The 15,207-nt window shown below is 64.3% G+C and carries 11 protein-coding genes; 4 read left to right on the forward strand and 7 right to left on the reverse strand.

Translation table 11 applies throughout. From position 1 onward, the window contains the following. Positions 1–144: 144 nt before the first annotated feature. Positions 145–1,482, forward strand: a complete 1,338-nt coding sequence (locus KUL25_RS06475) for a DUF5930 domain-containing protein (RefSeq protein ID WP_257892191.1) — start codon at positions 145–147, stop codon at positions 1,480–1,482. Continuing rightward, on the forward strand, positions 1,472–2,086 hold the full coding sequence (locus KUL25_RS06480) for a bactofilin family protein (RefSeq protein WP_257892192.1): 615 nt from the start codon (positions 1,472–1,474) through the stop codon (positions 2,084–2,086). The genes KUL25_RS06475 and KUL25_RS06480 overlap by 11 nt, the downstream gene beginning before the upstream one ends. A 67-nt stretch (positions 2,087–2,153) precedes the next feature. Here the strand turns inward: KUL25_RS06480 and KUL25_RS06485 are convergent, their stop codons facing one another. The 4 genes from KUL25_RS06485 to KUL25_RS06500 all read right to left on the reverse strand — a co-directional run bounded on the left by KUL25_RS06485 (position 2,154) and on the right by KUL25_RS06500 (position 8,314). Further along, positions 2,154–2,951 (reverse strand): DUF2189 domain-containing protein, encoded by a 798-nt coding sequence (locus KUL25_RS06485; protein ID WP_257892193.1) that lies wholly within the window; start codon positions 2,949–2,951, stop codon positions 2,154–2,156. Between the two features lie 60 nt (positions 2,952–3,011). Continuing rightward, entirely contained in the window at positions 3,012–4,382 is a 1,371-nt protein-coding gene (locus tag KUL25_RS06490) for an amidase (protein WP_257892194.1), read from the reverse strand. A gap of 80 nt (positions 4,383–4,462) precedes the next feature. Further along, on the reverse strand, positions 4,463–5,590 hold the full coding sequence (prfB, locus tag KUL25_RS06495) for a peptide chain release factor 2 (protein ID WP_257892195.1): 1,128 nt from the start codon (positions 5,588–5,590) through the stop codon (positions 4,463–4,465). Positions 5,591–5,737: 147 nt separating this feature from the next. Then, positions 5,738–8,314, reverse strand: a complete 2,577-nt coding sequence (locus KUL25_RS06500; protein WP_257892196.1) for a penicillin-binding protein 1A — start codon at positions 8,312–8,314, stop codon at positions 5,738–5,740. Positions 8,315–8,421: 107 nt separating this feature from the next. On the opposite strand from KUL25_RS06500, the gene KUL25_RS06505 reads away from it, so the two are divergent. Continuing rightward, entirely contained in the window at positions 8,422–9,039 is a 618-nt protein-coding gene (locus KUL25_RS06505; RefSeq protein ID WP_257892197.1) for a class I SAM-dependent methyltransferase, read from the forward strand. Here the strand turns inward: KUL25_RS06505 and KUL25_RS06510 are convergent. Both KUL25_RS06510 and KUL25_RS06515 read right to left on the reverse strand, forming a co-directional pair. Further along, on the reverse strand, positions 9,033–10,238 hold the full coding sequence (locus KUL25_RS06510; protein ID WP_257892198.1) for an N-acetylmuramoyl-L-alanine amidase: 1,206 nt from the start codon (positions 10,236–10,238) through the stop codon (positions 9,033–9,035). The two genes, KUL25_RS06505 and KUL25_RS06510, sit on opposite strands and share 7 nt — an antisense overlap. Before the next feature lie 53 nt (positions 10,239–10,291). Further along, positions 10,292–11,437, reverse strand: coding sequence for an aminotransferase class I/II-fold pyridoxal phosphate-dependent enzyme (locus tag KUL25_RS06515; RefSeq protein ID WP_257892199.1), 1,146 nt, complete (start codon positions 11,435–11,437; stop codon positions 10,292–10,294). A gap of 115 nt (positions 11,438–11,552) precedes the next feature. Here KUL25_RS06515 and KUL25_RS06520 point away from each other — a divergent pair, with 115 nt between their 5' ends. Continuing rightward, on the forward strand, positions 11,553–12,305 hold the full coding sequence (locus KUL25_RS06520; RefSeq protein WP_257892200.1) for a DsbA family protein: 753 nt from the start codon (positions 11,553–11,555) through the stop codon (positions 12,303–12,305). Between the two features lie 54 nt (positions 12,306–12,359). Here KUL25_RS06520 and KUL25_RS06525 read toward each other — a convergent pair whose 3' ends face one another. Next, positions 12,360–15,032 (reverse strand): Rne/Rng family ribonuclease, encoded by a 2,673-nt coding sequence (locus tag KUL25_RS06525; protein WP_257892201.1) that lies wholly within the window; start codon positions 15,030–15,032, stop codon positions 12,360–12,362. Positions 15,033–15,207: the final 175 nt, after the last annotated feature.

Consider the following 15,207-nt stretch of genomic DNA (forward strand, 5'->3'; position numbering starts at 1 on the left):
CGTTTTTTCGGTGCGTTTTAATGAGTTATCCATTAGGGTGTTGGCACAATGCGCAGCGTGGCTTATCCCCAAGCTTGCTGCAGCTGCCGCCTGGGACAAGCTGGCGATGTGGCATCAAACAAGGGGAAGCGAGGCGCAAGGACAGTGACATCTCGGCTCTTTAGCCGCGTGAATGCGGCGTTTGAACGGCACTTGCCGGAACAACGTCTTTTTCTGAAATCAGAAGAAGGAACGCGGTTTATCCGCCTCCGCCCGATCACGCAGGCCAGCATCATTTTAGGGTCCGCCGTCATGGTGGGCTGGACGGTTATCGTAACATCGTTCTTTCTGATCGACACGATTTCGGCAGGAAACGCCCGCGAATTGGCAGAGCGGGAACAGGCCATGTATCAAGAGCGCCTGAACGCTCTGGCCCTTGAACGCGACGCCCGCGCGGCAGACGCAAGTGCGGCTCAGGATCGCTTCGCCTTGGCGATGGATCAGGTCTCGGCGATGCAGACCCAGCTGCTCGACGGTGAGCAACGCTCGCGCGAGTTGGAAATCGCGGTGGATGTGATCCAGGCCACCCTGCGCCGGGCCATCGACGAACGCGACGAAGCGCGTCTGGCCCAGGCCGCGTTGCAATCGGAGCTTCAGGCTGACACCGGCACCCAGTTGACCGCCGCCGAGCGCGAGCAAGAGCTGGAGCAAACCCTCGCCTTCCTCAACCAGGCCCTCGAGCTGACCGCTGTAGAGCGCGACACCGGCTACACGATGGTGGCCCAGGCCGAGGAAGAGATCAATCGCCTCAACTTCCAGGCGGCCCTGACGGACGAACGTTCCAGCCGGGTCTTCCGCCAGTTGGAAGAGGCCGTGGCCGTTTCCATGGAACCCCTGGACGAGATGTTCCGCGCGGCTGGCATGAATACCGAAGACCTGATCGATGCGGTGCGCCGCGGCTATTCGGGCCAGGGTGGCCCGCTGACGCCGATCCTGTCCACCTCGGGGGAGCCTGCGGACGGCCTGTCGATGCGCGCCAACGAGGTTCTTGAAAGCCTCGACCGGATCAACATGTACCGCATCGCGGCCGAGCGACTGCCGCTCGCGATGCCCGTCAACGGAACCTTCCGCAATACATCGGGCTTCGGTCCGCGCGGCGACCCCTTCAACGGGTCGCGTCGGATGCACAACGGCATCGACTTCGCCGGGGCCCGCGGTACGCAGATTGTCGCCGGTGGCGAGGGGACAGTGACCCGCGCTGGACGGATGAGCGGTTATGGCAATATAGTGGAAATCACCCATGCCAACGGCTTCATGACCCGCTACGCCCATTTGTCGCGCATTCGTGTGAGCGAAGGGGAAAGGGTCTCGCGCGGTGAGCTTATCGGTGATATGGGCTGCACGGGTCGGTGCACGGGCACGCATTTGCACTACGAGGTGCATCGCAACGGTACGCCCGTTAATCCGATGACGTTCATAAGGGCAGGACGCAATGTTTTCTAAATCCAAGATCAATGAACCCGGATCCAAGGCTGGCGATGCGTCGTCGGGGTCCGCCAGTGCTGGTTCGGCCGCCGCGTCGGGCACACCTTCTGGAGATACCATGAACAAACCAAACACCTCTGCGGCCACCGGCAGCAAGACCAAGCCACAACCTTCGATGCTGTCCACGGACCTGACGATTGTGGGCAATCTGCGCACAACCGGCGACATTCAGGTCGAAGGCACCGTGCAGGGCGACATCCGCGCCCATCTTCTGACGGTTGGCGAAAGCGCCAACATCGAAGGTGAGATCGTGGCAGACGACATCGTCGTCACGGGACGTGTCGTGGGTCGTGTCCGCGGCCTGAAGGTTCGCCTGACCTCTACCGCCCGCGTGGAAGGTGATATCATCCACAAGACCATCGCGATCGAGTCCGGCGCCCACTTCGAGGGTTCTGTTCAGCGCGCAGAAGATCCGCTGTCCACCGGTGCCAACAATCCGATCCCGGCAGCCCGCACGCCCGTGTCCACCGGGGCACCCTCGTCGCCGTCCGCGCCCGAAGCGCCGTCCTCGTCGATCCCGCGTCCGGCAGCCGCCGGTCCGGTGCCCTCGTCCAAGGAATAAACGCGCAAGGGCCAGGCCCCCGCGACATGATTTGAGTTTGAGGAAGCCGGGCCCCTGCCCGGCTTTTTTATGCGCCGGGGCCCGTCACCGTGACCAGGCGGTAGATGTGCCAGGTCGCATGTCCCAGAAGTGGCAGCACGACAAAGAGGCCCAGAAGCCCCGGGATCATCCCCACGAACGTCAGACCCGCGATCACCACGCCCCACACCAACATCACGCCGGTGTTCTGTTTCACCACCGAAACCGACGTGATCATAGCCGTGACGAAATCAATCTCTCGGTCCAGCAGAAGCGGCAGCGACACGACGCTCAGCGTGAACAGCACGAAGGCGAACACAGCCCCGAACGCCGTGCCCACCAGCAGCATCAACACGCCTTCGGGTTGCAGCAGGTAGGCGTAAGAGGTGGTGACATTGGTCAGCGCCGAGGGGCCAAGGAACAGCGCAAACAGCATGTGGGCGAAGAACGACCAGAACAGGAAGTAGACGATGATGACCCAGGCCATCGACGGCAATTGCCGCAGGCGCTGGTGCCAGATCACGCCAAGGATTTCATTGCGCGCCCACGACGTCTGACCTGCCTCGAGGCGACGCGAAATCTCGTAGAGGCCCACGGCCAGAAACGGTCCCAGAAGCGGGAAGCCGACCGTGATCGGAAGCGCCAGCCAGATCTGATCCGTCACGAACAAAAAAAGGTACAGCAACCACCCGCCAACCACATAAACGGTCGCAAAGAAGAGCCCCATCATGGGTTTGCGCAGAAAGTCCTTCAGCCCCAGCCGCAGGGCCGTCGCGATATCGGCCAAGGTCAGGTCGCGGATATCGGGGGCGCCCTCACCAACAGGATGCACGGTACTTTCGGACATGATGTAATCCTCCCGTCGCAAGTGTAGCGGCAGGCGGGGGATCGCGTAAAGCGTGTGCTTTCAGCTCGGGGTCCGAACCGTCCTGGGTCCGACCATCGCCTCCCAGGCCGTGCCCATGGCCAGTAGCCTGCCGTCCGCCCCATGGGGGCCGATTAGTTGCAGGCCATGGGGCAACCCGCTGTCATTGAAACCCCCGGGCAGCGCCAGCGCGGGCAGGCCGGCAAGGCTGGCAGGCACCACGCATTCCATCCATCGGTGATAGGTATCCATCGGCTGGCCATCGATCTCGCGTGGCCAGTCCCATTCCGCCGGGAAGGGCCACATCTGCGTCGCCGGCATCAAAAGCGCGTCGTAATCCGCAAACGTGGCCGCAAGCACCGCCAGCCAATCACGCCGCAGGGCTGCGGCTTTCTCCACCTCGTCCCCAGTCAGGGCGAGGCCTTGCTCGGTCTCCCAAATCGCCTGGGTGTTCAACAAGTCGCGCCGCGCCGGGTCGCGCCAGTGGCGGGCCAATTCCTGTGCCACGACGAAGGACCTCAATACCGTCCAACTGTGCCAAAGGTTCCCGGCCGCCATCAAGGGCCGCACGGCGTCGACCCGCCACCCCAACGCCTCGGCCTGTGCCGCCGCGGCCTGTCCCGCCGCCAATAGCCCCGCGTCCATCCGGTAGGCCCCACCCCAATCGCCAAGCCAGGCCACGCGCGGCGCGCGGGGCGGTTGCGGCACGTCCACGGTCCGCCCTGCCATGGTCTGCAAAAGGGCCGCGACATCCTCGACGCTCCGCCCCATTGGCCCGAGGGTCGACAGACGGTGCAACACCACGTTGTCACGGGGCTCTCCCGGCACCAGGCCAACGGTAGGCCGAAAGCCATAAACATCATTCCAGGCGGCTGGATTGCGCAGGCTGCCCATCATGTCTGATCCGTCCGCAACGCTCACCATCCCCGTGGCCAGCGCGGCCCCCGCCCCACCCGAGGACCCTCCGGCCGTGCGCGACAGGTCGAACGGATTGCGCGTGACCCCGAACACGCCGTTCGACGCATGCGACCCCAGCCCGTATTCCGGCACATTGGTCTTGCCGATCACGATCGCCCCCGCGTCGCGCAGGGCGCGCGACAGACCATCATCGTGATCCGGTACGTAATCCGCCAACAGACGCGAGCCCCAGGTCGACCGCAGGCCTTTCACGGCCACCAGATCCTTGATCGCCACCGGCACCCCATGGAGCCACCCGCGCGCGCCCATGGCGTCGGCGACCCGCGCCTCGCCCATCAACGCCTCACGGTCGCGCAGGGAGACGATGGCGTTCACAGCCCCATTGACCGCATCGATCCGCGCCAATGTCGACCGCATCACCTCGACGCAAGACACTTTGCGCGCCGCAATCTCACGCGACAGATCACACGCGCCCAGGCGCCAGAGATCTTGCATCCCACCGCTCCCCTTCATCTTGCCAAATACAACTCAATCCCACCCGCGCCACAGACACAGGCGCCCGGGATCAATTCACCTCAATCCTCGGCATTGGCCTCCGCCCGGCTCTTGCCGGACACGTCCATCGCCAGAACCGAGGCCATCAACCCGTCGATATTCCCGTCCAGCACGCCTTGGGTGTCCGAAGTCTCGTAGGACGTCCGCAGGTCTTTCACCATCTGGTAGGGTTGCAACACGTAGGATCGGATCTGGTTACCCCAGCCCGCGTCGCCCGCGTTCTCATGGACCTCGTTCACCTTGGCCGAGCGCTTGTCCAACTCCATCTGATAAAGCCGTGACTTCAGGGCCTTCATGGCGATGTCACGGTTCTGGTGCTGCGACTTCTCCGAACTCGTCACCACGATGCCGGTGGGATGGTGCGTAATCCGCACGGCCGAGTCGGTCGTGTTCACGTGCTGACCGCCTGCCCCCGACGAGCGGTAGGTGTCGATGCGGATGTCCGAGGGGTTAACCTCGATCTCGATGTTGTCATCGACAACCGGGTAGACCTTCACGGAGGTGAACGACGTATGCCTCTTTGCGGCGCTATCGAACGGCGAGATCCGCACCAACCGGTGCACGCCCGATTCAGACTTCAACCAGCCATAGGCATTGTGGCCCGAGATCTTGTAGACGGCGGACTTGATCCCCGCCTCTTCCCCGGCACTGAAACTTTGCAGCTCCACGTCATAGCCCTGCTTTTCAGCCCACCGCGTGTACATACGCGCCAACATGGAAGCCCAGTCACAGCTCTCGGTGCCGCCCGCGCCCGAGTTGATTTCAAGGAAGGTGTCGTTGCTGTCAGCCTCACCATCCAACAGCGCCTCCAACTCCTTGGCAGCAGCATCCTCGACCAGCGCCGCAAGAGCGGCTTCGGCCTCTTCGACCACCTCGGTGTCGCCTTCCATCTCGCCCAGTTCGATCAGCTCTTCGTTGTCATCGACACCCTGCTTGATCGTCTCATATTGCTTGAGCTTGTCGACAAGCACCTGGCGATCGCGCATCAACTTCTGCGCCTTCTCCGGATCATTCCACAGGTCGGGGTCCTCGACACGGGCGTTGAATTCCTCCAACCGATGGGGCGCGGTATCGATATCCATACGCTGCCCCAGAAGGATCAGGGAGTTACGGATCTTTTCGATATTGGCTTGTGTCTCGGCGCGCATGACAGGCCTCTCAGGAATGGGTCGAGGCAGAGATAGACCAGCGCACCGGAACCCTCAAGCCGAGACCGCTGTCCCAAGGCGCGCTCAAAGCCTTGCAAGGCTTTGTACAGACTTTTGCAAAAGTCTGGCGCGCGCGGGACGTCGAGGTCAGTAAAGGCCCCCGGAGCTGAGCGTGCCGAAACCGGTATCGGTCGGCACCCGCACGGTGTCACCGTCAGAGGTTTCCACCAGCGTCCCCTGCCCGCCGCCGCCGCCGCCGTCATCGCCGCCATCATCGCCCTGGGTGAACATCGGAATGTCCGACGACATCGCCCACCCCCCGTCAATGGCCGACAAAAGCCCCTGGTAGGGCTCTTCTCCGGCCCGGAAGAGCTCGTAGACCACGTTGTCGCCCCCTGCGCCGTCGGGCAAACGGGCCCCCGAAAAACGGTCGATCGGGTAGAACTGTCCGCCTTCCGGCACCGGGAAATCGCCCGAGCCGTATTCTTCGATCGCCTCCAGCATGAAGCGCTGGAACACCGGGCCGCACATACCGCCCCCCGAGGCACCCCGCCCCAGGCTTTCGGGCTGGTCGTAGCCAATGTAGCACCCTGCCACGATGTTCGACGTGAAGCCCACGAACCACACGTCGCGGGCGTCGTTCGTCGTGCCGGTCTTGCCCGCCGTGGGCACCGGCAGGTTCACTGTCCCGGACGCCGTGCCCCGATCCACCACACCGCGCATCATCGAGGTCAACTGGTAGGCTGTGATCGGGTCGATCACACGCTCACGGGTCGACACGATCCGGGGCGCGAGGCCCGGCTCCAGAGAGGCCAACTCGCAGTCCGGGCAAAGCCGTTGGTCATGGCGATAGACCGTTTCGCCATAGCGGTTCTGGATCCGGTCCACCAGCGTCGGCTCCACCCGTTCCCCGCCGTTGGCGAACATCGCGTAGGCCGCGACCATGCGGAACAGCGTCGTTTCCTGCGAGCCCAGGGAATTGGCAAGGAACGGCTGCATCTCATCGTAGACCCCGAACCGCTCCGCGTAGCGCGCGACGGTTTCCATACCCACATCCTGCGCAAGGCGCACCGTCATCAGGTTCCGCGACCGCTCGATCCCAGTGCGCAGGGGCGACGGGCCATAGAACTGGTTCGAGGCGTTCTGGGGCCGCCAGATGCCCTCGCCGGTCGCGACCTCGATGGGCGCGTCGATGACGATGGTATTGGGGCTGTAGCCCGAGTCGAGCGCCGCCGCGTAGACGAAGGGCTTGAAGCTGGACCCGGGCTGACGCGTCGCCTGCGTGGCGCGGTTGAAGCTGGAATATTGGTACGAGAACCCGCCCTGCATCGCCAGCACCCGGCCGGTATGCACATCCATCGCCATGAAACCGCCCTGCACTTCGGGGATCTGGCGCAGGGTCCAGCGGATGAAACTGCCGTCACTGTCGCTGGTCATGCGGCGCACGTGCACCACGTCGCCCACGCTCAACAAATCGCCCGCCACCCGCGCCGTGTTCCCGCGCGATCCGTCCTCGCGCAGGGGGCGGGCCCATGTCACGTCATTGGCGGGGATGAAATGGCCGTCCTCATCGTCTTCGACGCCCTCGATCCCGATCCGGGCCGAGCTGTCGCCAACCTCCAGCACGACGGCAGCGAACCAGCCGTCGACGTCGCGCGGAATATCCGCATCTGCCAAAGCCGCGCGCCATGTGACCTCGTCGGTCAGCAGCGCCGGGTCGATCGTATCGGTCGCCCCGCGCCAGGTGCCAAGGTTGCGGTCATACCGCTCCAACGCTTGCCGCAGCGAAGCCTCGGCCACCTCTTGCAGGCTTTCGTCCATCGTGGAGCGCACCGCATAGCCGCCCGAGAAAAATTCTTCCGCGCCGAATTGGGCGCTGAGTTGGCGGCGGATTTCATCGGTGAAGTAGTTCCGCGGCGGGCGCGACAGGCGGTAGGCCTCGATATGGCCGCCCTGCACGGTTTCCAGCGGCGAGGCTTGCGCCGCCTCCATCTCTTCGAGGGTCACGTAGCCGTTCTCGTACATCTCGCGCAGCACGTAGTCGCGGCGGTTGATCGCGCGTTCATAATCATCGACCGGATGGAAGCGCGATGGGGCCTGGGGCAGCGCCGCGAGGTAGGCCACCTGCTCCAGCGTCAGATCTTCGAGCGTGGCGTTGAAATACGTCTGCGCCGCAGCCGTCACGCCGTAAGAGTTCTGCCCAAGGAAAATCTCGTTCAGGTACAATTCCAGAATGCGGTCTTTGGACAATGTGCGTTCGATGCGCGCGGCAAGGATGATCTCGCGCACCTTCCGCTCTACCGTCCGCGACCCATCAAGCAGGAAGTTCTTCATCACCTGCTGGGTGATGGTCGAGGCCCCCCGCACGTCCTGCCCGCGCGAGCGCACGGCATCGACAAACGCCGCCACGATGGCGCGCGGGTCATAGCCCTGGTGGTTGTAGAAGTTGCGATCTTCGGCGGACACGAAGGCGAAAGACACTAGGTCCGGGATCTCTTCGGCGGGGGTGAACAGGCGGCGTTCGGTGGCGAATTCGTCCACGATCATGCCTTGGCGCGAGTAGATGCGGCTGATGGTGGGGGGCGAGTATTGCGACAGGGTTTCATGATCCGGCAGGCCTTGCGAATACAAGTAGATCAACCCGCCCACGCCAAGCGCGGCGAAGACAAGCCCCAGGGTCACGGCCGAGAAAATCGCGCCGAAAAATCCGATAATGAATCGCATGTGTGCCTGCTTCCCCAAATATGGCGCCTGTATACAGAGCGCAGCGCCTTGGGTCAAAAGCAACTGGGCGGGTTTTCGCCGCGCAAACGCAGGGTTACGATGATGTGATGGACAAACCGGACGACATCTTGCCCACCTACCGGGTCGAGGCTGCGCGGTGGGCGCGCGAAAGGGGGCAATCGCTGTGGGAACGTCCGGCGCTTGAGGCCTGCGTGGCGGGCCGCGCGGCGGGGTTGCGGGTTCTGGATCTGGGGTGCGGATCGGGGCAGCCGATTGCCCAGTGGTTCGTGGCCCGCGGCGACGCGGTGACCGGTGTCGATGGCGCGCCCGAGATGTTGGCAGAATGCGCCGAACGGGTGCCAGACGTCACGCGTATCCTCGCCGACATGCGGGGGCTGTCGCTGGAACAGCGCTTCGATATCATCTTGGCATTCAACAGTTTTTTCCACCTCTGCCCGGCAGATCAGCGGGCGATGTTCCCCATCTTCGCCGCCCACGCTGCCCCCGGCGCGCGGCTTCTGTTTACCTCGGGACCCGGCGCGGGCGAGGCCGTGGGCCGCGTCGGCGACAGCCCGGTGTACCACGCCAGCCTTGCGCCGTCGGAATACCGCGCGCTGCTGTCCGCGGCGGGGTTCAAGGTCGTCTGGTTCCGCCCCGAAGATGCAGAGTTGCGGGGACATTCGGTCTGGCTGGCGCAGTTTGCGGGCGCGCCTTCGGGTCACTGACGGCGCAGGGCGTCCGCCGCCGTGTCGGCCTGGTTCCATGCAATCACTGCCCCCGTGACCGCCGCCTGCATCCGCGCACGCCATTCGGGGTTGCGAATGTTGTCCAGATCACCGCCCTCGCTGAGGAAGCCGATTTCCAACAGAACGGCGGGAAAATCGGCGGCCTTCAGAACCGAGAACGACCCCTCACCACGGGGTTGCGCATGCATGTCCAGCCCTGTTGCTTCAATGGCTTGCACAAGGATATCCGCGAAGGCGCGCGAACGCGGCGCGGTCTCGATCCGGGCCAGATCCATCAGCACGCTGACCACCTCATCGTCGCTGCCGGACAGGTCCACGCCCTGTAGCAGATCCGCCCGGTCGTGCTGTTCGGCAAGCGCCGCCGTGGCGACATCGGTCGCGTCATCCGACAGAGTGTAGACCGAGGCCCCTTGGGCGCGGCCCTCGGCGATCGCATCGGCGTGGAGCGAAATGAACAAGTCCGCCCCCGCCGCACGGGCCAGCGTGACGCGCGTGGGTAACGGCACGAAGACATCGGCGTCGCGGGTCATGACAACCTCGATCTGGCCGGTGCGCCGCATGACCTCGCGCAGCTCGCGCGCGAAGGTCAGGATCAAATCGGCCTCGGTGAAGCCGTCCCGCAGGGCACCGGGATCAACGCCGCCGTGGCCGGGATCCAGCATCACGATCAGCGTGTCGTCGCCGGGCGGCGGCGCTTGACTGACAACCGGCAAAAGCACGGCTTGCAGGCCCGGCGGCGCGCCTGCGGCTGCCGCGAAGCTTTCGGCATCGGTGGGCGAAAGCGCAAGCGAAACAATGGCTTCACCGGTGCTGTCGTCGGTTTCCATCGCGGCGACATCCAGCGATAGCGGCGCGTTCAATGTCAGCACCATGCGTGACCAGCCGGGCGTAGACGCGCCGCCCATGGCGACGCTTTCCACATGACGCGCCTCGTCGAAATCCTCGGGCAGCGCGCTGAAATCCACGGTGCGGAAATCGAGCACGACGCGCATGGGATCGACAAGGGTGAAGACCCGGAACGGCACGGCCTGGCTCAGTGCAAGCGTCAACTCGGTCCCGCGACGACTCCCCTCCAGCGCGGACCCCTCCGGCAAGGCGCGGGCAGAGGCGCCAAGGGTTTGCGCCATGGCAGGCGCCCCAAGGCACAGGAGGGCGATAAGAAGGACTGCTCGAAACACGGGTTTTCCCCTTTGTTGATTGCGCCCAGTTTAGCCGATCACAGGGGGCGGGCCTAGAGGCTTATCAGGAACCGCGCAAGCCGTTCGACGCCCTCTTTGATGTCCTGCGTGGCGCGGGCGTAGCTGAACCGCAGGGTCCCCGCCCCGCGCGCCTTGTCGAAGTCGAGGCCGGGGGTGACCGCAACGCCGGCCTCTTCCAGGATCCGGGCCGCAAAGGCGCGGGCGTCGTCCGTCAGGTGGCTGACATCAGCATAGACGTAAAACGCCCCATCGGCGGGGGCGGTATTGGTCAGGCCCGCCTCGTGCAGGCCGGTTTGCAGGATTTCACGGTTCGCGGCGTAGGTCATTCGGTGCTGGTCCAGCTCGGCTCGCCCCTCGGGCGACAGCGCACCAAGGGCAGCGACCTGCGCGGCGTGCGAGGGGCAGATGAACATGTTCTGGGCCAGGCGCTCGATCGTGCGGACGTGGTCGGGCGGGACCACCATCCACCCGAGCCGCCAGCCGGTCATGGAGAAATACTTGGAGAAAGAGTTGATGACATAGACATCGTCGGTGACTTCCAGCGCGGACACGGCGCGGCCCTGGTACTGGAGGCCGTGGTAGATCTCATCTGAAATCAAGGAGATGCCCCGGGACGCGCAGGCATTGGTTAACGCCGTTAGCTCTGGCTTGAACAGCATGGTGCCGGTCGGGTTGGCGGGGCTGGCAACGATCAGGCCATCAAGGTCATCCGTGAGGTGATCGGGCGTGGGTTGGAACCGTGTTTCGACATGGGTTTGCAGGCCCACGGGTTCCAGCGACAGGGCGCTGAGGATCTGGCGATAGGACGGATAGCACGGCTCGCCCAGTGCCACGCGCGCACCCGCGTCGAACAGCGCGGTGAAGGCAAGGATGAAAGCCCCCGACGCGCCCGCCGTCAGGACGACGCGGGCGGGGTCCAGGTCGATGCCGTACCACTCTGCGTAAAGCGCCGCGATGCCCACCCGCAGATCCGGGCGCCCCAGGGCCACGGTGTAGCCAAGGGGGCCTGCGGCCATCTCGGCGGCCAGACGGTCGCGCGCGGCCTTCGGCGCGCCGGTGCCGGGCTGGCCGACCTCCATATGGATGATGTGGCGTCCGGCGTCCTCAAGCGCGCGGGCCTGCTCCATCACGTCCATCACGATGAACGGGTCGACGTGGGATCTGGTGGATTGGCGCATGGGACGGCTCCGTTGATGTCACGCAGGTGTGAGACCACCCATGCGCGCTTTCGTCAATGGCAGCGCAGGCGTGATGTGTTAAACATGGGCAAACAGCCATTGAGCGGAGAGATTGATGAAACGAATGTTGATGAGCGTGGCGGCAGTCGCCATGTTGGCCCTGCCCCTTGGCGCGACCGAGATTGGCGACATGACGGACGCAGAGCGTCAGGCGTTTCGCGCGGAAGTGCGCCAGTATCTGCTGGATAACCCCGAGGTCCTGATGGAGGCGATCGGGGTGCTGGAACAACGCCAGGCGGAAGAGGAAGCCGCCGCCCAGGAGGTCGCCGTCGCAGAGAACGCGCCCGCGCTGTTCAACTCCTCCTTCGACCATGTCGGCGGCAACCTGGACGGCGACGTGGTGATCGTGGAGTTCGTCGACTACCGGTGCAGCTTCTGCCGACGCGCGCACCCGGAAGTGGCGGAGTTGATCGAGACCGATGGAAACATCCGCATCATCACCAAGGAATTCCCGATCCTGGGCGAGCAATCCGTGCTGGCGTCCCGCTTCGCGATTGCCACCAGCATCGCGCTGGGCGGTGAGGCCTATGAACTGGTGCGCGACGGCCTGATGGCCATGCGCTCGGACGTCACGGAACTGGCCTTGGCGCGGTTGGCCGATGACCTGTCGCTGGACAGCGAGGCGATTTTCGCGGCGATGGACGACCCGCTGGTGCAAACCACGATCGATGCCAATTACGCGTTGGGACAGCGGATGGGGATCACCGGAACCCCGTCCTTCGTGTTCGGCGACCAGTTGGTGCAGGGCTATGTGCCGCTGTCGAACATGCAGGATATCGTGGCGATCATCCGCGACACCGCCGGCTAAGTCGTCATTGCCTTGAGATGTGAAAAGGGCACCCCACTGGGCGCCCTTTTTGTATCAGCCCCGCGACCACCAGCCGCGCCGTTTCGGCTTGGCCGGTTCCTCGGGGGAGGCGGCGGGCGCGGGCGCGGGCTCTGCCGCGACAAGCTCGGGCTCCGGTTCGGGCTCCGACACAAGCTCAGGCTCCGGTTCTGCTGCGACCGTCTCGGGCGCTGCTTCTGTGACCTCCGGCTCTGGCGCAGGTTCTGCTTCCGGCTCCGGCGTGGGCTCGGCCTCGGCGGCCTCGGCCACAGCGGGTTCCGTGGCTGGCTCTTCGGCAGGCCCCTCGGAAGTTTCCGTTGCGGGCTCAGGTGCGGGCTCGGCTGGCGCGTCGACCGGGGCCACTTCGGCCTCTGTTGCCTCGGCAGAGCCCTCGGACTTGCGACCACGTCCGCCGCGCCGCGAGCGGCGGCGCTTCTTGGGCTGGTCGTCGCCGTCTTGCGCAGCGGCCTCGCCATCACCTTCGCCTACGGCGTCGGCATCGGCATCGGCGGTTGCCTCGGTGGCCCCCTCCTCGGCTGAGGCCACCTCGGCGGAGTCAGTGTTCTCGCCACCATTCTCACCGCCGTTCTCACCAGCGTCGTCGCCATTCCGGCGACGGCCCCGGCCCCCGCGACGGCGGCGGCGCTTTTTCTTGGGTTGATCGTCTTCGGCGACTTCCGCCTCTTCAACCACCTCTTCGATCTCGTCCGGGACATCCTCATCGATGTCGTCCATCAGGCTGGAGTCCATCGACACGATCGGCGCAACGGCGGTGATCTTGCGGGTGGCGGTCTTGAACTTCTCGATCTTGTAATCCGGCACAATCAGGCTCGCGTCGGCCTCGATGCGGATCGCCATGCCGGTGCGCGCCTCAATCGCGTCCAGATACTCGCGCTTGAAGTTGATCAGGTAGTTCACGATCCCCACGGGCGCTGTCAGCAGCACCTCTTTCGAGCGGCCGCGCGTGCTTTCCTCTTCCAGCATGCGCAGGATCGACAGCGCGAGGCTATCGTCCGAGCGGACCAGACCGGTGCCATGGCAATGGTGACAGGCCTGCGTCGTGGCCTCCAACATGCCGGGGCGCAGGCGCTGGCGCGACATTTCCATCAGGCCAAACGTGCTGATCCGGCCCACCTGAATGCGGGCGCGGTCGGTCTTCAGCTTGTCCTTGATGCGCTTCTCGACAGCGTTGTTGTTGCGCCGCTCGTCCATGTCGATGAAGTCGATCACGATCAGACCGGCAAGGTCGCGCAGACGCACCTGGCGCGCCACCTCTTCGGCGGCCTCAAGGTTGGTTTTCGTCGCCGTGTCCTCGATGCTGCCCTCTTTGGTGGAGCGGCCAGAGTTCACGTCAATGGCGACCAGCGCCTCGGTGATGTTGATCACGATATAGCCGCCGGACTTCAGCTGCACCGTCGGGTTGAACATATCCGACAGATACGATTCCACCTTGTATTTGGCGAACAGAGGCACGCCGCCGGTATGCTGTTTCACGTTCTTGGCGTGGGACGGCATGATCATCTTCATGAAGTTCTTGGCGTGCTTGTAGCCCGCCTCGCCTTCCACGATCACCTCACCGATATCGCGGTTGTAAAGGTCGCGAATGGTGCGGTGGATCAGGTCGCCTTCCTGGTAGATCGGGGCCGGCGCGATGGATTTCAGCGTCAATTCCCGGATCTGTTCCCACTGGCGTTGCAGGTATTCGTAATCGCGCTTGATCTCGACCTTGGTGCGCTGGCTGCCTGCCGTGCGCACGATCAGGCCCGCGCCCTGGGGCACGTCCAGCGCCGTGGCGATATCCTTCAGCTTCTTGCGGTCGGCGGCATTGGTGATCTTGCGAGAGATCCCGCCCCCGCGCGCCGTGTTGGGCATCAGCACACAGTAGCGGCCCGCCAGCGACAGGTACGTGGTCAGCGCAGCGCCTTTATTGCCGCGTTCTTCCTTGACGACCTGCACCAGCATGATCTGGCGGACTTTGATGACCTCCTGGATCTTGTACTTCTTGGGGCGGGGCTTGCGGACGGGGCGGATTTCTTCAACGTCGTCGTCGTCGGCCACGGTCTCGGTGTTGTCGTCCGCGTCGGTATCGGCCTCTGCGTCGTCCGAGTCATCCGCGTCCGAGTCACCCGCGTCCGAGTCATCGGCGTCCGAGGACTCATCGGTATCCGGCTCCTCAACAGGGGTTTCCTTCACCAGTTCCATCGGGGACAGCCCCTCGAAAGAGTCCGCGTCGTCCGTACCGGACGCCTCATCCCCGGCGTTTTCGCCGTCTTCAAGGTCCACGACATCCATGCCCGACGGCGTGCCCGTAGCAACGGCATCATTGCCCGCATCTTCGGCCTTGGTGTCTGTGCGGCGACGCCGACGGCGGCGCTTTGGTTTGGAAGATTCCTCTTCCTCCTCGCGGGCCTCCTGCTCGGCATAGGCGCGTTCTTCGGCCAGCAGAGCTTCGCGGTCCGCGACCGGGATCTGGTAGTAATCGGGGTGGATTTCCGAAAACGCGAGGAAGCCGTGCCGGTTCCCGCCGTAGTCGATAAAGGCCGCCTGCAACGAGGGTTCGACCCGCGTCACCTTTGCCAGATAAATGTTGCCTGCGAGTTGCCGCTTGTTCAGCGACTCAAAGTCGAATTCATCAACCCTGGTTCCATCTGCCACCACAACGCGGGTTTCTTCCGCGTGGGTGGCATCGATGAGCATTGTCTTAGCCATGTTTTCCTTGCTCGTGACACCTCCAACAACCATGGCGGGGCTTGGCCCGACACGGTCAGTAGAAAAGTCTCACGTTGTGCTATTAGAGCGATGGGCAAGGCGCGCAGAACGCAGGCGGCCAGAAGCCGCCCGATCCGTTCCAAAAGTGCGCCGAGGCCATACATCGCTGCTGTCT

This window comes from Gymnodinialimonas phycosphaerae (genome assembly GCF_019195455.1).
GTDB classification, from domain to species: Bacteria; Pseudomonadota; Alphaproteobacteria; order Rhodobacterales; family Rhodobacteraceae; genus Gymnodinialimonas; species Gymnodinialimonas phycosphaerae.

What these genes read in the sequence shown, in the direction of transcription:
- KUL25_RS06490 (WP_257892194.1), bottom strand. Translation starts at nt 4,382, where the DNA reads ATGCAAGATCTCTGGCGCCTGGGCGCGTGTGATCTGTCGCGTGAGATT.
- prfB (WP_257892195.1), bottom strand. Translation starts at nt 5,590, where the DNA reads ATGCGCGCCGAGACACAAGCCAATATCGAAAAGATCCGTAACTCCCTG.
- KUL25_RS06480 (WP_257892192.1), top strand. Translation starts at nt 1,472, where the DNA reads ATGTTTTCTAAATCCAAGATCAATGAACCCGGATCCAAGGCTGGCGAT.
- KUL25_RS06485 (WP_257892193.1), bottom strand. Translation starts at nt 2,951, where the DNA reads ATGTCCGAAAGTACCGTGCATCCTGTTGGTGAGGGCGCCCCCGATATC.
- KUL25_RS06525 (WP_257892201.1), bottom strand. Translation starts at nt 15,032, where the DNA reads ATGGCTAAGACAATGCTCATCGATGCCACCCACGCGGAAGAAACCCGC.
- KUL25_RS06500 (WP_257892196.1), bottom strand. Translation starts at nt 8,314, where the DNA reads ATGCGATTCATTATCGGATTTTTCGGCGCGATTTTCTCGGCCGTGACC.
- KUL25_RS06520 (WP_257892200.1), top strand. Translation starts at nt 11,553, where the DNA reads ATGAAACGAATGTTGATGAGCGTGGCGGCAGTCGCCATGTTGGCCCTG.
- KUL25_RS06505 (WP_257892197.1), top strand. Translation starts at nt 8,422, where the DNA reads ATGGACAAACCGGACGACATCTTGCCCACCTACCGGGTCGAGGCTGCG.
- KUL25_RS06515 (WP_257892199.1), bottom strand. Translation starts at nt 11,437, where the DNA reads ATGCGCCAATCCACCAGATCCCACGTCGACCCGTTCATCGTGATGGAC.